The sequence below is a fragment of the Nonomuraea sp. NPDC003214 genome (assembly GCF_053590035.1).
Genome location: NZ_JBSFSX010000008.1, coordinates 215144 through 235007, shown reverse-complemented (window position 1 = coordinate 235007; position 19864 = coordinate 215144). Strand labels below are relative to the sequence as shown.

General features: G+C 71.1%; 17 protein-coding genes. 8 read left to right on the top strand and 9 right to left on the bottom strand.

Annotation, left to right across the window (positions count from 1 at the left end; all coding sequences use genetic code 11):
• Positions 1-56 precede the first annotated feature (56 nt).
• Both ACWDXC_RS26015 and ACWDXC_RS26010 read left to right on the top strand, forming a co-directional pair.
• Complete coding sequence (locus tag ACWDXC_RS26015) at positions 57-2246, top strand: sensor histidine kinase (protein WP_449986178.1); 2190 nt, start codon at positions 57-59, stop codon at positions 2244-2246.
• A gap of 2 nt (positions 2247-2248) precedes the next feature.
• Positions 2249-2620 carry a DUF742 domain-containing protein gene (locus tag ACWDXC_RS26010; protein ID WP_449986176.1) on the top strand — a complete coding sequence of 124 codons (372 nt, stop codon included), beginning with the start codon at positions 2249-2251 and terminating at the stop codon, positions 2618-2620.
• Here ACWDXC_RS26010 and ACWDXC_RS26005 read toward each other — a convergent pair.
• The 5 genes from ACWDXC_RS26005 to ACWDXC_RS25985 all read right to left on the bottom strand — a co-directional run bounded on the left by ACWDXC_RS26005 (position 2617) and on the right by ACWDXC_RS25985 (position 7874).
• The gene (locus ACWDXC_RS26005; protein ID WP_219498900.1) at positions 2617-3189 is read right to left on the bottom strand and encodes a GTP-binding protein; all 573 of its coding nucleotides are present in this window, start codon (positions 3187-3189) and stop codon (positions 2617-2619) included. The genes ACWDXC_RS26010 and ACWDXC_RS26005 overlap by 4 nt on opposite strands.
• Entirely contained in the window at positions 3170-3532 is a 363-nt protein-coding gene (locus ACWDXC_RS26000; protein WP_219498903.1) for a DUF742 domain-containing protein, read from the bottom strand. Before ACWDXC_RS26000 ends, ACWDXC_RS26005 begins: the two co-directional genes overlap by 20 nt.
• Positions 3529-3933: a roadblock/LC7 domain-containing protein gene (locus tag ACWDXC_RS25995; protein ID WP_049557807.1), complete on the bottom strand. Its 405-nt coding sequence runs from the start codon at positions 3931-3933 to the stop codon at positions 3529-3531. The genes ACWDXC_RS26000 and ACWDXC_RS25995 overlap by 4 nt, the downstream gene beginning before the upstream one ends.
• Positions 3930-5999: a sensor histidine kinase gene (locus ACWDXC_RS25990; RefSeq protein WP_449986175.1), complete on the bottom strand. Its 2070-nt coding sequence runs from the start codon at positions 5997-5999 to the stop codon at positions 3930-3932. The genes ACWDXC_RS25995 and ACWDXC_RS25990 overlap by 4 nt, the downstream gene beginning before the upstream one ends.
• Before the next feature lie 189 nt (positions 6000-6188).
• Complete coding sequence (locus ACWDXC_RS25985; RefSeq protein ID WP_449986173.1) at positions 6189-7874, bottom strand: FAD-dependent oxidoreductase; 1686 nt, start codon at positions 7872-7874, stop codon at positions 6189-6191.
• Between the two features lie 255 nt (positions 7875-8129).
• On the opposite strand from ACWDXC_RS25985, the gene ACWDXC_RS25980 reads away from it, so the two are divergent.
• A complete protein-coding gene (locus ACWDXC_RS25980) occupies positions 8130-8786 on the top strand; it encodes a hypothetical protein (RefSeq protein WP_449986171.1) in 657 nt (218 codons plus the stop codon).
• A 48-nt stretch (positions 8787-8834) separates the two neighbouring features.
• Here ACWDXC_RS25980 and ACWDXC_RS25975 read toward each other — a convergent pair whose 3' ends face one another.
• Positions 8835-9440, bottom strand: a complete 606-nt coding sequence (locus ACWDXC_RS25975) for a TetR/AcrR family transcriptional regulator (RefSeq protein WP_364168206.1) — start codon at positions 9438-9440, stop codon at positions 8835-8837.
• Between the two features lie 62 nt (positions 9441-9502).
• Between ACWDXC_RS25975 and ACWDXC_RS25970 the strand changes: the two genes are divergently transcribed.
• The gene (locus ACWDXC_RS25970) at positions 9503-9910 is read left to right on the top strand and encodes a RidA family protein (protein ID WP_219498917.1); all 408 of its coding nucleotides are present in this window, start codon (positions 9503-9505) and stop codon (positions 9908-9910) included.
• A gap of 25 nt (positions 9911-9935) precedes the next feature.
• On the opposite strand, the gene ACWDXC_RS25965 is transcribed toward ACWDXC_RS25970, so the two are convergent.
• The 3 genes from ACWDXC_RS25965 to wecB form a co-directional block, all read right to left on the bottom strand.
• Positions 9936-10505 (bottom strand): TOPRIM nucleotidyl transferase/hydrolase domain-containing protein, encoded by a 570-nt coding sequence (locus tag ACWDXC_RS25965; RefSeq protein WP_449986169.1) that lies wholly within the window; start codon positions 10503-10505, stop codon positions 9936-9938.
• A 43-nt stretch (positions 10506-10548) separates the two neighbouring features.
• A complete protein-coding gene (locus ACWDXC_RS25960) occupies positions 10549-12585 on the bottom strand; it encodes a glycosyltransferase family protein (RefSeq protein WP_449986168.1) in 2037 nt (678 codons plus the stop codon).
• Positions 12586-12651: 66 nt separating this feature from the next.
• Complete coding sequence (wecB, locus tag ACWDXC_RS25955) at positions 12652-13782, bottom strand: non-hydrolyzing UDP-N-acetylglucosamine 2-epimerase (RefSeq protein WP_449986166.1); 1131 nt, start codon at positions 13780-13782, stop codon at positions 12652-12654.
• A gap of 173 nt (positions 13783-13955) precedes the next feature.
• On the opposite strand from wecB, the gene ACWDXC_RS25950 reads away from it, so the two are divergent.
• The 4 genes from ACWDXC_RS25950 to ACWDXC_RS25935 all read left to right on the top strand — a co-directional run bounded on the left by ACWDXC_RS25950 (position 13956) and on the right by ACWDXC_RS25935 (position 19844).
• The gene (locus ACWDXC_RS25950; protein WP_449986164.1) at positions 13956-15521 is read left to right on the top strand and encodes a glycosyltransferase; all 1566 of its coding nucleotides are present in this window, start codon (positions 13956-13958) and stop codon (positions 15519-15521) included.
• A gap of 118 nt (positions 15522-15639) precedes the next feature.
• A complete protein-coding gene (locus ACWDXC_RS25945; protein ID WP_219498932.1) occupies positions 15640-16902 on the top strand; it encodes a nucleotide sugar dehydrogenase in 1263 nt (420 codons plus the stop codon).
• A gap of 19 nt (positions 16903-16921) precedes the next feature.
• A complete protein-coding gene (locus ACWDXC_RS25940) occupies positions 16922-18010 on the top strand; it encodes a glycosyltransferase (RefSeq protein ID WP_449986162.1) in 1089 nt (362 codons plus the stop codon).
• A gap of 43 nt (positions 18011-18053) precedes the next feature.
• The gene (locus ACWDXC_RS25935; protein WP_449986160.1) at positions 18054-19844 is read left to right on the top strand and encodes a DUF4434 domain-containing protein; all 1791 of its coding nucleotides are present in this window, start codon (positions 18054-18056) and stop codon (positions 19842-19844) included.
• Positions 19845-19864: the final 20 nt, after the last annotated feature.

The following is a 19864-nucleotide window of genomic DNA, read 5'->3' as shown; positions in this document are numbered from 1 at the left end:
AACCGTGTCTTTCGGTGATATTGTCTCCCGCGATCTTCTATCCGGGAGCGGGTGTCATGGCATCGGGCAGATCCATCAGATTCAAGATCTCGACGCTGCTCGTCATCCCGTTGATCTCCCTGGTGGCACTCTGGGGCTTCGCCGCGAGCACCACGTCGAGAGAGGCGCTCAACCTCCTCAAGGTCGAGACCTTCTGGAACGGGATCATCAACCACGCCGACACCCTGATCGTCCAGCTGCAGGCCGAACGCCTGGCCTCCGCCGAGCTGATGTCCGGCGTCACCACCGACACCCGCAAGCTGGCCGACATCCGGGCCACGTCCGACGAGGTCAGGAAGCGGCTCAAGGACAGCGCGCTGGCCGAGGACACCCAGGAGTCGCTGACCGAGGACATGAAGGTCCAGCTCCAGGCCGCCCTCAAGGCCGTCGACGGGCTGTCGGAGATCCGCCGCCAGGTCGACGAGCGGGCGCTGTCCCCGCACGACCTGGTCAACCGGTACGCCGCCATCCCCGACGCCATCGACCGCCTCTACGCGGCCTTCACCGTCAGCACCGACGTCGAGCTGTCACGCCAGTCGCAGGGCCTCATCGCCGTCCAGCAGGTGCGCGAACTGCTCAGCCGTGAGCACGCGCTCATCGTCGCGGGCAACGGCGGCGACGACGAGCCGACCAAGTGGACGATGGCCGAGGTGCACATGCTGGCCGGCCTCGACGGGGCCAGGACCTACCTGTTCCCCAAGGCCCTGGCCAACCTCGACGCCGAGATGCGCGCCCCGCTGGAGCGGGTCGCCGCCTCCCCCCGCCACGCCACGATGGAACGGGCGCTGCAGACCTACGTCGCCGGCGACAAGGTCGACCTCCAGCTCTGGCGCGGCACCGTCGACCCCGTGCTGAAGGACTACACCGAGGCCGTCAACGCCGCCGGCGGCATCCTGCTGAGCCGGATGGAGCCCGCCGGCATGGTCGTCATCGTGCGGGCCGCCGTGGCCGGCGCGCTCGGCCTCATCGCCGTCGTCTTCTCCGTGTTCGTCTCGATCCGCGTCGGCCGGCGCGTCTCCCGCGAGCTGGCCGAGCTCCGCCACACCGCGCTCGACCTCGCCGAGATCCGGCTGCCCGAGGTCGTCGCCAAGCTGCGCTCCGGCGAGCAGGTGGACATCGCCGCCGAGGCGCCGCCCCTCACCGTGGCCGAGGGCGCGACCAGCGAGGTCGCCGACCTGGCCACCGCCTTCGACAGCGTCCAGCACACCGCCGTGGACGCCGCAGTCGAGCAGGCCAGGCTCCGCGAGGGCGTCGCCGAGGCGCTGCGCAACCTGGCCCGGCGCAGCCAGTCGCTGGTGCAGCGGCAGCTCAAGCTGCTCGACGAGATGCAGCGCCAGACCGAGGAGCCCGAGGCGCTGGAGCGGCTGTTCAAGCTCGACCACCTGACCACCCGCATGCGCCGCCACGCCGAGGGCCTGGTGCTGCTCTCCGGCGGCAGCGCCGGGCGCAGGTGGCGCGGCGTCATCCCGGTCGAGGACGTGCTCAGCGGCGCCGCCGGCCAGGTCGAGGACTACACCCGGGTCCGCGTCTACCCGATGCCCGAGTGCGGCATCGCCGGCGCGGCCGTGGCCGACCTCATGCACCTGTTCGCCGAGCTGATCGAGAACGCCGCCACGTTCTCCTCCCCGGGCAACGAGGTGTCCGTCCGCGGCGAGCTGGTCGGCAAGGGGTTCGCCGTCGAGGTGGAGGACCGCGGGCTCGGCATGTCGGACGCCGACCGCGCCGCCGTCAACTGCCGCCTGTCCAGCCCGCCCGACTTCGACCCGGCGCAGACCGAACGACTCGGCTTCGCCGTCGTCGGCATGCTCGCGGCCCGCCACGGCATCAGCGTGACGCTCAAGCCCTCCCCGTACGGGGGCACCACGGCCATCGTGCTCGTGCCGGGCTCCCTGGTGCAGCCGATGCCGTCGCCCCAGCCGATGCAGCAGCTCGAATCCGTCTCGGTCTCGGTCGTGAGCAACGACACCGGGCCGGGAGAGCTGCCCCGTCGCGTCCGTACCAACAGGCGGAGCATCGAGCCCCGGCAGGAGACGGGGCTGCCCAGGCGCGTCCGGCAGGCCAACCTGCCGCAGCAGCTCAGGCAACCGCAGGAACCCGCCGAGCCCGTCGAGGAGCGCTCACCAGAGGAGGCCAGGGCCCTGCTCTCCTCGCTCCAGTCGGGCTGGCAGCGCGGGCGTCAGGATACCGACCAGGATGGGGGAGCGTGATCGTGAGCCGCGAGCACGAGTGGGTTGACGACGAGGCCGGGCCCGTGGTCCGGCCGTACGCGGTGGCGCGGGGGCGCACCAAGGCCACCGCATCGCTCGACCTGCTGGCGACCGTGGCCCCGACGGGGCAGCAGGCGCCCGCGCACGCCGACCTCGGCACGCAGCACCGGCGGCTGCTCGCCTGCGTGGCCGCCCAGGCGCGGCCGGTCGCGGAGGTGGCCTCCGAGCTCAACCTGCCGGTGCAGGTCGCCCGGGTGCTCCTCGGCGACCTGCTCGGCTACGGCCTGGTGACGGTGCGCGCGCCGATCTCCAAGGGGTCCTCCCCGACGGAGAGCCTCCTCAGAGAGGTGATCAACGGCCTGCGGGCGCTCTAGCCGGCGGCGGTCAGCGTCCGCAGCGAGTGCTCGACCAGGGTGATCATGACTTCCTTGGCCGAGGCGCGCCGCCGCACGTCGCACAGCATCACGGGCACCCCGTCGTCGAGGTCGAGCGCGATCCGCACGTCGTCGACGCTGTGCTGGTCGGCGCCGTCGAAGCAGTTGACCGCCACCACGAACGGGGTGCCGCGCTGCTCGAAGTAGTCGACCGACGGGAAGCAGTCGGTCAGCCGCCGGGTGTCGGCGATGACGACGGCGCCCAGCGCCCCGTAGGACAGCTCGTCCCACATGAACCAGAACCGCTCCTGGCCGGGCGTGCCGAACAGGTAGACGACCAGCCCCTCGCGGATCGTGATGCGGCCGAAGTCCATCGCGACGGTCGTGGTGGTCTTGGCCTCCACGCCGTCGAGATCGTCCACGCCGATCCCGCGGTCGGAGAGCACCTCCTCCGTGCGCAGCGGTTTGATCTCGCTGATCGAGCCGACCAGCGTGGTCTTGCCCACGCCGAACCCCCCGGCGATGAGGATCTTCAACGCGACGGGGTCCTCAGAGAGCACGGAGTCCATTGATCACTTCCTTGAGAATGCCCTCATTCGGGCGCGACCCAGCCGCTGCGGGGGCCGACACAGAGATGAGGCCGTGGTCACGCAGGTCGCCGAGCATCACCCGGACGACGCCGACAGGCAGGTCGAGCTCGACGGCCACGTCGGCCACCGAGATCGGATGACGTGCGACACGCAGGATGAGCGCCTGTTCGGGGCCGAGGTCTGCGGGAGGTTCCCCGACGGCGCTCACGGTGGCGATGAGATCGAGATTGTCCCCCGAGGACCTCGTGCGGCCGCGGATGAGGGCGTAGGGCCGGACGACCGGCCCCGCGTCCTCGTCCAGCCACCGCGGGGTCTCGCTCACGGTGTTGCTCGCGGATTGGTGGTGATGTGCTGGCCCACCCGCTTGACCAGCATCGCCATCTCGTAGGCGATGTGCCCGACGTCCACGTTGGCGTCGGCCAGCACCGCCAGGCAGGTGCCCTGCCCGGCCGCCGTCACGAACAGGAACGCCGACTCCATCTCCACGATGGTCTGGCGCACGTCGCCGCCGCCGAAATGCCGCCCGGTGCCGCGCGCCAGGCTCTGGAAACCGGCCGCCACGGCTGACAGGTGTTCGGCGTCCTCCCGGCTCAGGCCCTTGGAATGGCCGACGGCGAGGCCGTCGGTCGACAGGATGACGGCCTGCCTGACCGCGCCCACCCTGGTCGTCAGGTCGTCAAGCAGCCAGTTCAGCTCACCGGTGTTGGTCGTCGGCACACTCATGCCTCCCCCTCCTCGTTCACATCTTCTCGGGCACGTTGGGTTCCCCGCTGGAACGCGGAGAACAGGTCGCGTACCTCGTCGGGAGAGCGTTCGTTCTTCCGCTCAGGTCCCGGCTCGGACCGCTGGAGCCGGGATGAAAGGTTGGCCTGCCTGACCCGCCTTGGCAACCCCGCGTGCGTGCCGCCGCTCACGACGGCGAGGGCCTTCTTCCGGGTACGGCTGGGCAGGGCGGGCAGTTCGTCACCGGAGGCGGTCAGCTCCTCCTGGCCGGTGACGAGCGGGCGCGGCACCAGCAGGATGGCGGTGGTGCCGCCGAAGGGGGAGCGGCGCAGCACAACCTTGATGCCGTGCCGCTCCGCGAGCCTGGCGACCACGAACAGGCCGAGCCTGTCGCTGTCGGCCAGGTCGAACTCGGGTGGGTCGACCAGCAACGCGTTGTACGCGGCGTACTCGTCGGCCGACAGTCCCAGCCCGCGGTCCTCGACCTCGATCGAGTAGCCGTTGCTCACCCGGTCGCCGCGGACCTCGACGGCGGTGTCGGGCGGGGAGTAGATGGTGGCGTTCTCGACCAGCTCGGCGACCAGGTGGGTGAGGTCGGCGGCGGCCGCGCCGTCGATCGCGCCCGGGGGCATGGTGGCGACCGTGACGCGGGTGTAGTCCTCGACCTCGGCGACGGCGGCGCGCACGATGTCGACCACCGGCACCGGCTTGCGCCAGGCCCGGCCGGGCGCGGCCCCGGACAGGATGATCAGGCTCTCGGCGTGCCGGCGCATGCGGGTCGTCAGGTGGTCCAGGCGGAAGAGCTCCTCCAGCCGGTCGGGGTCGTGGGTGCGGCGCTGCATGCTGTCGAGCAGCGAGAGCTGGCGGTGCAGCAGCCCCTGCTTGCGCCTGGCGAGGTTGAGGAAGACCTGGCCGACGCCGCGCCGCAGCGCCGCCTGGCCGACGGCGGCGTGCACGGCCGTGCGCTGCACGGAGCCGAACGCCCTGGCCACGTCGGTGATCTCGGCCGAGCCGCTGACCTTGATCGGCTTGGCCTCCTTCTTGACGTTGACCTCCTCGCCGGTGCGCAACCGCTCGACCAGGCCGGGCAGGCGCCGCTCCGACAGCTCGACGGCCGCCGAGCGCAGCCCGGCCAGCTCGGCGCCGAGCCGCCGGCCGAAGCGCACGGAGATGATGATGGAGGCGAGCACCGCGATCAGCCCGACGCCGCCGGCCACGCCGATCTCGATTTTGGTGGTGGTCGCCCCGGAGGCCGCCCGCGAGGCCAGCGTGAGCGCCGACTCCGAGCCGATCCGGTCCAGCTCGGCCATCAGCCTGTCGGCCGCCGCCGCCCAGGACGGCGCGTCGGGGGGCGGCGCGCCGGTGCGGATGATCCGCGCCTCCATCGTGGCGAACGACTGGAACGTCTGGCTCTTGAACAGCTCCTCGTACGGGGCGCGGAACTGGACGTCGAGCCCGGCCTGGCCGCGGGCGTGCAGGAACTTGCGCGAGGACACGTACTCGGTGAAGGCCGCCGCCTCCGGCTCGGTGAGCTGCCGGTCGAGGAGGGCCGCCTTGATCAGCGCCCGCTCCCTGGAGAGGAACTCGCGGGCGTTGCCCATCGTCTGCAGGGCGGAGGCCTGCTGGTAGATCGTCAGGTCGGGGACCGGGGTCAGGTGGTCGTAGAACCGGAACACCGCGTCGAGCACCCGGTTGTACTCGGTGAGCCCGGTCAGCCGCGAGCTGTAGCCGTCGTCGATGCCGTCGCGGATGGGGCCCAGCCGGCGCAGCTCGGCGTCGAGGGCGTCGATCTGGCCGCGCAGCTCGGCGCTGACCGCGCCGCCGGCCTCGGTGACGGCCTGGCGGAACTCGCCGAGCGCCTGGTCGGTCTGGGCGCGCTGGGCGCCGAGGTCCTCGGTGAGCTTACGGGTGGTGACCGCGACCATGGACCGCTCCCGTTCGGCCTGAAGCTGAAGCCCCAGGTCGGTGGAGGCGATGCCGATCGTCTGGTAGAGGGTGTCGCCGCGGAGGAGGGCCTGGCCGTCGCTCACGGTGAGGTTGAGCACGAAACCCCAGAGCGCGCTCAAGGACAGGAGGGGTAGCAGTAACAATAAAAAGATCTTGAACCGAATTGACCGGTTTTGCGAGCCCATGTCCCAACCTCGGAGTCGAGGGCATTTCACACCTTCGTGTAAATACACCTCCGGAAGATCGCACAGGAGACTAGCACCGATTATGCGTCTGGCGCAGGGGGAGCAAGGGGATGTTCAACGCGATTACCCGGCGAGGAGTTCCGTCACGGCGCGGTGTGCCGCGCTGATGGCCGCGTCGGCCCGCGCGCCCGGCACGGCGTCGGATCCGGCGATCGCGATCCGGCCGAACCGCCGCCGCGCGGTCTCCGCCGGCGACGGCCCGTCCGGATGGAACGGGTGCCACGGCCGGCAGTACTCCGGCGCGAACCCGTGCCCCCACCGGTAGACGGTGATCGCCTCGACGTCCCCCGCCGGGTCGAACCCGCTCCCGAGCAGCCGTCCGAGCTGGTCGCGCACGCCCTGCTCCAGCGCCGCGTAGGACGTCCTGAAGAGCTCCCGCCGCCCCGCCGCGGCCCCCTCCGCCGGGCCGAGCTCCGAGCGGCACGGCGCCGCCACCAGGTGCGCCCGCGTGCCGTCCACTTCCGTCGCCGTCCAGTACGCCCCCGTCCAGCGGGCCCGGCCCCGCCACTCCTGCGGGCGGCGCAGCCGTACCACGGCCTCCACCAGCGGCATCTTGACCGCCTGCCGCAACGCCGCGCGCTGCTCGTCCGGCAGGTCCGGCACCAGGTACGGGATGACCATGTGCCAGCAGGCCAGGATCGCCGCCCCCGCGCGCACGGTCCTGACGGCGTGCCCGTCGAAGTAGCCCACGACCACCCCGGCCCCGTCGTCGCGCACCGACACCACCGGGCTCGACAGCCGGAACCGCGCCCCCGGCATGCGCCCGGCCATCCGCGCCACCAGCGACCGCACACCCCCGGTCAGCCGGTACGCGGGCCGCTCCCACTCCTGCTTGACCGTCGGCGAGTTGAACCGCGACGGCTTGCCCCGGTCCAGCCCGAGCCCGCCGAACCCCGGGTACGCGCTCGCCCAGGCGTCGATCGCGCCGAAGGCCCGCGTCCCGTAGCCCCAGGCCGCGCTGGACATCGTCCGGCAGAACCGCTCCACGTCCGGATGCGCCCGGCACACCTCCAGCAGGAACGCCGAGTACGTCAGGCCCGCCAGCCGCTCCTCCTTCTCCTCCTGCGACAGCCCGGGGAACCAGTCCGGCGGGTCCCGGTGCAGCCGCACCAGGTCCCGCCTGGCCTGCCCGGCGATCGGCAGCCGCCCGGCCCACGCCTCGACGTCGCCGTCCTGCCCGGCCAGCACGTCGGACCCGAAGCTCTCCCGGTCGCACATGACGCTGTCGTACGCCCGCGTCCTGACCGTCGTCCCAGTGGCCTCGGCGGGGACGCCGAGCTCCTCGACGAGCGCCCTGGCCTCGGGCGTGCGGATCACGGCCCCGGGCCAGCCGCCCGGCCGCAGCTCCTCGCCGCGCGTGTGGCCGCCGAGCTCGTCGTGGTTGTCCAGCACGAGCACCCGCGCCCCGGGCTCGTGGCGCAGCCACGCGTAGGCGGCGCTGACGCCGCTGACGCCGCCGCCGACGACCACCAGGTCGTACTCCTCGCCGGTGGGGGAGCCGGGGTCCGCGTACTGCCAGAACCGGCCGTCACGCAGCGCGTGCGGCACGCTGAGCGCCTGCGCGGTGTCGCCCCGCAGCCCGCCGGCCGGCCCGGTGAGCCCGCTCAGCCCGGCCGGTCCGGTCAGGTCCGCAGGGCCGCCGGCGGCGAGGGCCGCGTCCGGTGACGCCAGCACCGCGGCGCCCGCCGTCACGGCGACGCCGTCGAAGAAGTCGCGGCGCGAAATGGACGGTCCGGTGAAGTCACTCATCCCGCGATCATCGAAACTCCGGTACGAATGCCGCGTCATGCCGCGCAGAAGGCCGGGCAACATTTTGCAGGACCTGGTACCGGAAATTCCCCTTTGCCGCGCCGCAAAGGGCTCACTGACCAGGGCTTACGCGACAAAGCCTCACAATTTCGCGTTGCCCGGCTCCGGCACTCGGACTTCCCTTAGCGTTTATCCAATGCCGTGCCGACGAATGGAGCGACCATGCTCAGGGCCCTTTCCGCAATATGTCTCACCATGACCGCCGCGACCGCCATGACCGGCTGTTCCGCCGACGAACCCCCCGCCCAGAGCAAGCCCGAGGCCGCCCCGCCCGCCGCCTCCACCGCGCCCCAGGCAGGCAAGCTCCGCACCGCCCTGCTCCCCGCCCCCAAGGGCATGCGCGTCGCGTACGGGCCCGAGATCGGCACCTTCGGCAGCCTGAAGTCCGTCAAGGAGGGCCTGGCCGCCGTCCGCCAGACCAAGCTCGACCGCCCCGAATGCGCCGGCGCCACCCAGCTCGACCCGGCCAAGCCCGAGATCGCCGGCGCCCCGGCCGCCGTCATCGCCTTCGCCTCGCCGCGCGGCTCCATCACCCAGGCCGTCGTCGAGCTCCCGCGCGGCGCCTTCCCGGTCGCCCTCCCCAAGCAGTGCACCGCCTACCACGCCGACGTGCAGGGCACCAAGGTCACCTACCGCACCCAGCACCTCGCCATGCCGCGCCAGGGCGACGAGTCGCGCGCCTACCTGACCACCGCCACCGGCGGCGACCGCAACGCCCAGATCGGCTCGGTCGTCATCCGCCGGGGCAACGTCGTGATGAGCCTCATGGTCGTCGGCCAGAAGGTCAAGCGCGCCGGCCTCATGGAACTCGGCCGCCTCGCCGACCACAACCTCTCCCGCGCCACCGCCTGACCAGACCCCGAACGGGGTGAGGGGCGAACGGGGTGAGGGCCGGGCGGGTCAGGGGTGCCAGCCCTGTTCGACCGATCGGCGGCAGCGGTCGGGGGTGTCGCCGGCGCTGACGAAGAGGGCGGTCAGCAGGGGGACGCCGTGCGCAAGGGTCTGCGGCGGCAGGGGGCCGGTGGCGACCAGTGACGCCAGGCCGTGCCCGATCATCCAGCTCTGCGTGGCCAGCTCCAGCGGGTCGACGCCGGCGCGGAAGCGGCCGGCCGCCTTGGCGCGGTCGACGCCGGTGACGAGGCAGTGCAGGGTGTCGTCCGCGGCGGCGGCGTCCGCCAGGTCGAAGCGGGCGTCGAACATCACGCGATACAGGTCGGGGCAGGCCAGGGCGTTCGAGAGGTAGGCCGCGCCGAGTGCGGCGAGGTCGCGTACGGGGTCGTCCGTGGGGGTGACGGCGGCGAGGCGGGCGGCGAGCCGGGTGAAGCCTTCCTGGCGCATCGCGGTCCACAGGCCGTCCATGCCGTCGAAGTAGGTGTAGACGGCCATGGTCGACACGCCGGTGCCGGCGACCAGCGAGCGGAGCGTGACGGGCTCCCGGGCGGCGAGCATCTGGGCCGCCCGGTCGATGAGCAGGGAGCGGATCGCCGGGTCCTTCGTTCGCGCCATGTTCCCACAATACATAGCGCTGCTATGTTATGAGCCGATGCCCGACGAGCGAAGGAGCAGGGATGAGCGTGACGCTGGTCAACCCGGACGGGTTGCCGAAGCCGGAGGTCTACCGCCAGTTGTCGATCGCCAGCGGGTCGAGGCTGGTGTTCCTGGCCGGGCAGGTGGCGCGTGACGCCGACGGGACGCCGGTGGGCGCGGGGGACCTGGCGGCCCAGGTCGAGCAGGCGTACCTCAACATCGGCACGGCGATGGCCGCGATCGGCGGGTCCTTCGACGACGTGGCCAAGCTGACCGTCTACGTCGTCGACTGGACTCCCGACAAGATGCCGCTGCTGGGTGAGGGCGTCGCCAGGGCGGCGGCCAGGCTGGGCGTCGACCCGGTCAAGCCGATCACGCTGCTGGGCGTGGCGGCGCTGGGCGAGCCCGACCTGCTGGTGGAGGTGGAGGCCACCGCCGTCCTCGACTAGCCCGTAACAGGCGTGCCAGGACGTGCTAGGACTGCCGGATGTGGGCCAGGAGCAGGGCCAGGGGGCGCGGCACGCGGTCGAGGTCGAGGGCGTCGACGAGCAGGCTGGAGTAGCGGATCTTGCGTCCGCTGCCCGACCCCATGAACCGGCGGAGCTGGTCGTGCGTGTTGCCCGCGCGCCAGGCGGGCTGCCGCTGGAGCGTGCGGAACGAGCCGAGGTCGCCCTCGGCGTCGATGACCCGCTCCACGGCGTCGGTGCCGAGGGCGCGGATGAGCTCGTCCTCCAGGTCCGCGACGCAGACGAAGAACCCGAGCGCCTCCAGGCCGTCGCGGCCGAGGTCGGCGCCGAGCCCGGCGCGCTCCAGGGCCTTGCGGAAGTCGCCTTCCTCCCTGGCGTCGCACAGGCCGGCCAGGCGGAGGCCGAGCCCGGCGGGGCCGTACTTGCCGACGTAGGCGCCGATGTTCGTGGCGCCGCCCATCGCCACCGGGGAGACGCCCTCGGCGGCCAGGTCGAGGCCGTGGCGCCGGGCCAGCGCCTCGACCGCCGCCCTGTCGCTCTCGCCCTCAAGAAGGATCACGGTACGCGTGTTGCTCACGGGCCCAGCCTCGCACCGGACCCGGAGGGATTCATCCCCTTTATCAGATGAGCACGTGGTCGTCCGGCCGCCCGACGAAGGAGAACTGGGCGTTGCGGGTCAGCTTGATGTGGTCCGCCTGCCAGGTGTGCATGGAGGCGTCGGCGCTGCGCCAGTAGACGAAGTTGAACCGGTCGGCCGAGTAGATCTTGACCCCGTCCTCCTTGAGGCGGCGGACCAGGTGGGTGTCCTCGCCCCGGGTCAGGTCGGGGAACTGGTAGGAGCGGAACATGTCGGCCTTGCCGAGGAACGAGCCGCCCTGCACCAGGAACGAGTAGCGGTGCTCCAGGCCGGGCAGGCGGAGCATCGTGGTGTTGGTGCCCTCGAAGTAGGAGTAGTGGGCGCCCTTGCCGGTCAGCTCGGCGTCGGTGTAGTCGAAGGAGCGGGCCAGGTCCGACAGGTAGTGCTCGCCGTACAGGTTGTCGTCGTCCATCTTGGCGATCAGCTCGCCCTCGGCGGCGTCGATGCCCAGGTTCATGCAGGCGCCGAGCGACAGCTCGGGGGCGGCGGGCAGGACGACGACGTCGGTGATGCCGGCCATGCGGGCCTTGTCGGCCACCACGACGGGGTCGATGTCGAGGCCGTGCAGCACCATGACGAGCTGGAGCGGCCGGTGGATCTGCTTGGCCACCGAGGAGATCGCGTGCTCGATCTGCGAGGCGCGGTTGGTGGGCAGCACGACGGAGATCGACCGGGTGCGCGGGGTGACGGGGCGGCCGAGAAGCTGGAGGATCTGGTCCACCCGGTGCGAGAACAGGTGCTTGTCGAACACCTCGCGCATCGCCAGGTGCCCCATCCGGGCGCGCAGCTCGGGGCTGTTGATCAGGTGCAGGACCTGGTTGTACGACTCGATCGGCTCGCGGGCGATGGGGACGAGGTCGCCGAACGTCTCCTCGATGGCCCGGGACCAGCCGGAGACGACCGGGGTGGCGCAGGCCGACAGCTCGAAGACGCGCCGCGCGCACATGGTGGGCGAGTCCAGCACCGAGTTGACGTTGAGGAAGACCTTGTACATGCGGTAGGCGGCGAGCATCTGGTCGTAGGGGAGCTCGCCGACGATGTGCGGGCGGTACTTCTCCGGCCAGGCGTACTTCTCGTCCACCTCGCCGTTGCGGGCGAAGATGTGCAGGCCGAGCTCGCGTACGGGGTCGAGGACGATCTCCATCTGCTCGCGGCGCTCGGGGTGCTTGTCGCGGAAGTACATGCCGCCGAAGACGACGTCGTGCAGGCGGCCCTGCTTCTGCTGGATCGGGTTGTGCACGCGCGGCTGCGCCGCGAACTGCAACACATCAACCCGATCATGTCCCAATATTTCGCGATATTTCGGCACCATGTCGCCGTCGCACGTGAACACGTAGTCGAACAGCTTGGCCGTGTCGATGAAGAAGTCGAAGTTCGGCGGATCTTCCTTGTTCCAGAAGACCGTGGGAATGCCCTCCGCCTTGCACCAGGCGACCAGCTCCCGCAGCGGCTCCTTGGGCGCGTTGGTCCCGGTCATCTGGTAACGCCAGCGGCCCTGGTTGCCGTGCCAGGCCGACTCGCAGAACAGCAGATCGGGCCGCCGCTCGGCGAAGATCTCCGGCCAGTCCTTGAGCCCGAACTCGATCTGGTCCCATTCGTAGCGGAACGCCATCCTGGAGAAGTCGTCCAGGATGACGGCCACCTTCAGGTCCGGCCGGTTGACCGGGCCGAGCGGCCACTTGACCGGCGGGATCTCGACCCGGGGCGGCCGCTTCCCGGCGGCCTCGACGACCTCAGTGACCGGGACGGGCGGCTTGGGGGCGCGCTCGCGGGAGCGGACGGCGTCGAGCACCTTACCGGGGCTCTTGGACCCGATCGCCTCGCCGAGCTTGAACGTCCGCTTGGCCTGGGTGGCCTCCAGCTTCCAGGTGGCGTAGGCGGCCTTGGCCTCGGCGATCTCCAGCCGCCTGCGCAGCTCCACGACCTCCGCCTCGTAGCGCTCGACGACCTTGCGCTCCTCAGGCAGCCAGTTGACGGGACCGAGCCGCTGGAACGCGGGCTCTTCTGGGGTTTCGGCCATGAGGTATCGCCTATCGCTCTGCGGAGGATTGTCATAGTACGGCGGACACCGTACGAAATGGGGGTTCTACTCGGAACGGGTCCCCTGGGCGGCGGGCGAGAGGTTGTCCCCCTTCAGCCAGGCCGAGATCACCCGGGCGATGCGCGGCCCGGCGGCGCCGTCCCACAGCGGCGGCAGCTCGCCGGAGGGCGTGACCGCCCCGTCGGACAGCGCCTTCTCGGCGGCGGCCGGCAGCAGGGCCGGGGTGACCAGCCGGTTGGTGCCGTGCGTGATCGTGATCGGGCGCTCGGTGTTGGGCCGCACGGTCAGGCAGGGCACGCCCAGCATGGTCGTCTCCTCCTGCACGCCGCCGGAGTCGGTGACGACCAGCGCGGCGCCCCGTACGAGTGAGAGAAAGTCCACATAGCCCAGCGGGTCGACCACCTTGATCGACGGGCCGTCCACGAGCCCCGCCTCGGCCAGCCGGGTGCGGCCGCGCGGGTGGATCGGTACCACGATCTGGATCTGCCGCGACACCTCCAGCACGGCCGAGACCAGCTCACGGGCAGCCTCGGGGGTGTCGACGTTGGCCGGGCGGTGCAGCGTCGCCACGGCGTAGCGGCCGGTCAGGCCCAGCCGCTCGACGACCGGAGCCGGGTCCAGCGACGGCAGCGCCGAGAACAGGCTGTCGATCATCGGGTTGCCGACCAGGTGCACCTTGGAGGCGGGCACGCCCTCGGCCGCCAGGTGCGACAGCGCGTCAGGGGAGGTGGCGAACAGCAGGTCGGACAGGGAGTCGGTGACGATCCTGTTGACCTCTTCCGGCATGCCGCGGTCGAACGAGCGCAGCCCCGCCTCGACGTGCGCGGTGCGGATGCCGAGCTTGGCGCAGACGAGGATGGCGGCCAGCGTCGAGTTCACGTCGCCGTAGACGACCACCAGGTCGGGCTGCTGCTGCTCGAAGGTCTCCTCCAGGCCGACGAGCAGCGCGGCGGTCTGCTTGGCGTGGCTGCCGGAGCCGACGCCCAGGTTGGCCACCGGCTCGGGCAGGCCCAGGTCGGCGAAGAACACGTCCGACATCAGGGCGTCGTAGTGCTGACCGGTGTGGATGATGCCCTGCCGCACGCCGAGCTCGCCGAGTGCTCGCACCACCGGGGCCGCTTTCACGAAATTGGGACGAGCGCCCAGAACGTGCAGGACCAGGGGGTTCTCCCTCATTGACCTCGCCTTTCATAGCGGAAGGGAAAAAACGCTGCCTATGGTACGGTCACCGCGTGGCATCCGACGCCAGTCGTCAAGACTCCTCAAAAGTTTCCGCTGGGGTTTCCGCGAAGTCTGCCCGTGCCGGCGTCGGTGGACTTCTGAAGGGCTTCATCCAGCATCCAATCATCGTGACCCGCGTCGTCGTGACGAAGGTGCGGGCCGATCCGGTCAGGGCCGCCCAGGCGGCGGCAGACGCCATGCCGCCGCGCCTGCGCCCGGTCGTGGGCAGCGTCGCCTGGCCCGCCGCGCGCAAGGCCCGGCACATCGCCCGCAAGCTCGGCATGCGCATGGTCCGCGCGCCCTGGGACGAGGCCAAGGAGCACTGGAACACCGGCCGCGTCAGCCAGGCCGGTGACGTGCTGGAGCCGTTCATCAAGTACCCGTTCGTCAAGCGCCGCTACCAGTACTACCGGGGCGAGCTGGCGGCGATCAGCCCCGACCCGATCCCGCCGGGCCCCAAGGTGGCGATCCTGGAGCGGGTGGCCGGTCGGGTGGTCCACCTGGTCACCAACGCGCTGCCCTATACGCAGGCCGGCTACACGGTCCGCACCCACCGCATCGTCACCGCGCAGAAGGCCGCCGGCCTCGACCCGCACGTGGTCACGAGCTGGGGCTGGCCCATGCTCCAGGGCCACGCCGACGCCGCCCCGTACGAGGAGATCGACGGCATCCCCTACTACCGCCACATGCCCGACGGGCACGGCGAGGTGCCGTTCGAGATGCACGGCCGCATGGTGAAGGGCGCCGACGCCGTCACCACGCTGGTCGCCCAGCTCCGGCCGCAGGTGCTGCACGCCGCCACCGACCACCGCAACGGCTCGGTGGCCCACGCGGTGCGCGAGCGCACGGGCACGCCGTTCGTGTACGAGGTGCGCGGGTTCCTGGAGGAGACCTGGGCCTCGCGTGACCCGGCCCGCATCGGCAGCCAGCGCCACGTGCTCCAGCGCGAGCGCGAGGCGTTCCTGATGAACGAGGCCGACGCGGTCGTCACGCTGGCCGAGACGATGGCGGCGGAGATCGTCGAGCGGGGCGTGCCCCGCGAGCGCATCCATCTGGCCCCCAACGCGGTCGACGACGCGCTGCTGACCGCCCACTACGACGGGGCGTCGTTCCGCCGCGAGATGGGCATCGGCGACAAGGAGATCGTCGTCGGCTCGGTGTCCAGCATCGTCGCCTACGAGGGATTCGCCACACTGCTGCGCGCGGCGGCGCTGCTGCGCGACGAGGGCGCCCCGGTGCGGGTGCTGCTCGTCGGCGACGGCACCGAGCGGGCCAACCTGCTGGAGCTCGTCGAGGAGCTGGACCTGACCACGGCGATCCTGCCCGGCCGGGTCGGCCCCGACGAGGCGCTGCAGGCCCAGGACGCCATCGACATCTTCGTCTGCCCCCGCGAGGACCTGCGGGTCACCCGGCTCGTCACGCCGCTCAAGCCGGTCGAGGCGATGGCGCTGGGCAAGCCCGTGGTGCTCAGCGACCTGCCGGCGCTGTCCGAGCTCGTCGGCTCCGAGGGGGCGGGCATGCTGGTGCCGCCCGGCGACCCGGAGGCGCTGGCCAAGGCGCTGGCGGGGCTCGCCCAGGACCCGGCCAAGCGCGCCGAGATGGGCGAGGCGGGGCGGGCGGAAGTCGCGGCGAAGCGCACGTGGAGCCGCGTTGCCGAGACATATCAGGCTCTCTACCGATCGCTTGCCGAATGATGACCTACGGATTGGCTGTCTGTTGTGACGGGTTCGGTCGCATTAGGCGTGAGCTAGGTGGACTTGAGATAACCTTTGCGACCATGAAGTGTTGTTTCCGGCTCTCCAAGGCACTGCTGTGACAGAAATCGACTTGGCTGTCATCGGTCTGGGCTACGTCGGCATGCCTCTCGCCAAAGAGGCTGTGGCCGCCGGGCTGCGGGTCGTCGGCGTGGACGTCGACCCCCGGAAGATCGACGCGCTCAACGCCGGGCAGTCCTACATCGATGACCTGACCGACGCCGACCTCGAGCACATGCTGGCCAACGGCTTCCGCGCCACGCTCGACGAGTCCGTACTGGCCCGGAGCAACACGATCGTCATCTGCGTGCCGACGCCGCTGGATGAGGACCACCGCCCCGACCTGTCCGCGGTCGAGGGCGCCACCCAGACCGTCGCGCGCAACCTCACCAAGGACACGCTCGTCGTCCTGGAGTCCACCACCTGGCCCGGCACCACCGACGAGGTGGCCCGCCCGCTGCTCGAAGCCTCCGGCCTCGTCGCCGGCGAGGACTTCCACCTGGCCTTCTCGCCCGAGCGCATCGACCCGGGCAACCCCAAGTACGGCCTGCGCAACACCCCCAAGGTCGTCGGCGGCTACACGTTGACCTGCCGCGACCGGGCCACGGCCTTCTACGGCCAGTTCATCGAGCAGGTCGTCCCGGTCAGCGGCACCCGCGAGGCCGAGATGGCCAAGCTGCTGGAGAACACCTACCGGCACGTCAACATCGCGCTCGTCAACGAGATGGCGATCTTCTGCGACGAGCTCGGCGTCGACCTGTGGGAAGCGATCGAGGCGGCGGCGACCAAGCCGTTCGGGTTCCACAAGTTCCTGCCGGGGCCGGGCGTCGGCGGGCACTGCATCCCCGTCGACCCGTCCTACCTGTCCTACACGGTCCGCAAGCTCGGCTACCCGTTCCGGTTCGTCGAGCTGGCCCAGGAGATCAACGAGCGGATGCCGTCGTACGTGGTGGCCCGCGTGCAGCGCCTGCTCAACAGGCACAAGAAGGCAGTCAACGGCGCCAGGGTGGTTCTGCTCGGCGTAACCTACAAGCCGGACATCGCCGACGAGCGTGAAACCCCGGCCCTGCCCGTGGCGCGTGCGCTGCTGGAGCTGGGGGCCGAGCTCACGTTCGCGGACCCGTACGTCAAGGAGTGGTCGGTAGACGGCACGCCCGTCGGGCGTGAGGAAGATCTGGCCCAGGCCGTGGCCGACGCCGACGTGACGCTGCTGTTGCAGCAGCACGCCGCGTTCGACCTCGGCATGGTCGAGGCTAAGGCCCGGCTCGTGCTCGACACCCGCGGTGTTCTCACCGAGGGTGAACGCGTCGAGCGGCTGTAGCGACGGAAGGCTGCGCGCAGTGCACGTGCTCGTCATGACGGTGGTGCATAACCCCGAGGACGCGAGAATTCTGCATAGGCAGATCCGCGCACTCGTGGATGCCGGTCATGAGGTCACGTACGCCGCCCCCTTCACCGCCCACGGCGTGGTGCCGAGGCCGTGGGTGAACGGCGCCGACCTCCCGAGGGCCGTCCAGCGCAAGAGGCTGTCGGCCACCTGGCAGGCCCGCAGGCTGTTCAAGCGGATGCGCGGCAAGGTCGACCTGGTGCTGATCCACGACCCTGAGCTGCTGTTCGCCGTCTGGGGCGTGCGCAACAGGCCGCCGGTCGTGTGGGACGTGCACGAGGACACCCCGGCGACGCTGTCGCTCAAGCCGTGGCTGCCCGCGCCGCTGCGCCCGCCGGCGCGCTTCCTGGCCCGCATGCTGGAGGGCGCCGCCGAGAGCAACCTGCACCTGCTGCTGGCCGAGACGGCCTACGCGGGCCGGTTCAAGCACGCCCACCTGATCGTGCCGAACGAGACGTGGGTGCCCGACTCGGTGACGCCGCCGGGCGACGACCGGGTGGTCTACCTCGGCTGGCTGTCCAGGGCGCGCGGGGTGATGGAGTCGATCGAGGTCGCCAGGCTGCTCCAGCCGTACCGGGTGACGGTCGAGCTGATCGGCTACGCCGACCCGCAGAGCCGGCCGCTGCTCAACCAGGCGGTCGCCGACGGGCTGCTGGAGTGGCGCGACTTCATGCCGAACGACGAGGCGCTCAAGCGGCTCGACGGCGCGCTGGCCGGCCTGTCGCTGCTGCACGACGAGCCGAACTACCGCCACTCGATGCCCACGAAGATCGTGGAGTACATGGCGCACGGCATCCCGGTGATCACCACGCCGTCCCCGCGCGCGGTCGAGCTCGTGGAGCGCTACGAGAGCGGCGTCGTGGTGCCCTGGGAGGACCCGAAGGCCGTGGCCCAGGCGGTGCTGACCTTGAGGGACGACGTGCGCGAGCGCCGGGCGCAGGGGGCGCGCGGCTACGCGGCGGCACGCGCGAACCACCACTGGCCCAACTCCGCCAAGCGGTTCGTCTCGCAGCTCGAAGCCTGGGCCGGCGTCAAGCGATAAGCGTTTATCCCGGGCAGATCATGAGGGCGGTAGGTTCCTGAACGTGCGCTGGCTCTTCGTACTCCTGGGGGCAGCGATCCTGGCCGCGGTGGGGGCCGTGATCGTGGTGCTGCCCGACGACGAACCCGTCAGGACCGCCACCCGCACCGCGCGCCCGACGCCGAGCGAGACCGAGCGGACCCCGTCGGTCCCCGGCTTCACCGACCCGTGCGGCACGTTCGACACCGGCGAGAAGGCCCCGTACGCCGTCACCGGCTACTGGGTGACCCCCCGGTCCAACCCGTGCACCTGGCGCCGCCAGTTCCAGGAGATCCACCAGGTCGGCGGCGACACCGTCATCAGGATCGGCTACGGCCTGCAGTACCGCACGGTCGACGACGACGGCTTCGTCCAGGCCAAGGACGGCACCGTCGACGCCCGCTACGAGGACTGCGTCGAGGACGGCCTGTCCTGCCACGCCGCCGCCGTGCGCGACCTGAAGGCGGCCAACCCGGACAACCGCATCGGGCGCACGTACGTCTACCGCACCGACGAGTCGTTCGGCCCCGGCCTGTTCAGGTGCGCGCCGATGGAGCGCACGATCCGGGGCGGCAAGCACCTCTACTTCCGCGTCCTGGCCCCGATGGACGGCTCCGACGACCCGACCTGCGACTTCACCCGGGCCAGGACGTACGACCTGATCCTGATCGCGGGCGCGCCCGAGGACAGTCTGACCGAGCTGCTCGACCTGGGTGACCGGTTCGGCGTGCGGGTGTTTCCGGCGCTGCCGCTGGCGCCGCGCGACCCGAAGGTGCAGATCAAGGCCAACCCGGAGCATCTGGGCACGCTGACCACGCTCACCCGGCGCATCCTCCAGGACTACGGCGCGCGCTTCGCCGACCGCGGGTCGCTCGGCGGCGTCTACCAGCCGTTCGAGGTGCAGATGAGCGAGTCGCTGACCGACGAGCACCCGACCCTCCAGGTGTACGCCGACCAGCACAAGATCGTCCAACAGGAGCTGCCGGAGAAGCCCATCCTGATCAGCCCCTACCTCGACGCGCGCAAGCGGGTCGCCTTCGGCCAGACGCCCGCCCAGGTCGCCGCCGCGTTCAAGGCGCTGACCAGGACCGGGGTCGGCATCATCGCCCCGCAGGACAGCCGCGGCACCGGCAAGGTGGGCCTGTTCTGGCCCGACCAGCGCGACGAGGAGGTGGACGAGCGGCTGCGCTCCATCGTCGGCGAGATCACGTACGGCATCGCCTACCACGGCTCCACCCGCGACTACTACCGCGAGATGGCGGCCGCCCGCGAGGAGATGCTGGAGGCCGGCTTCAACGTGCAGCTCTGGGCGAACGTGGAGGCGTTCGAGCCGTCCGGCGACAAGCCGTGCGCCCCCCAGGGCACCCGGGGCAAGACCGACAAGAAGCGCCTCGACCAGGCCGTCACCATGGCCGGCCGCTACGTGCAGAAGATCGTCTCCTACATGTGGAGCGACTACATGACCTGCGGCACGCCGTCGCTGGAGAGCGAGCTCAAGAAGGACTGGCAGCGGCCCATCGCCGTCGACGCCATCAGGCGCGCCCGCGCCCCCCAGGACGGCGTCGAGGTGCGCGGCTACAACCTCAAGGACGGCACCGTCAGCATCGAATGGTCCGGCGGCTCCAAGGAGATCGTCGTCGCCGAGGCCGGCTGGCTGGACCTCGACCCGCTGGAGGAGCTGCCCGAGCACATGGTCACGGCCTGGGTGCCGTTCGACTGGACGCTGGTCCCGGCAGGGGAATGGGTCAGGATCCGCGTCAGGACCGCGGCGGGCCAGGAGACCACCGAGCCGCTGCACGTCCGCATCGCGGCCTGACCGGCGCCGGAGCCGTGTAA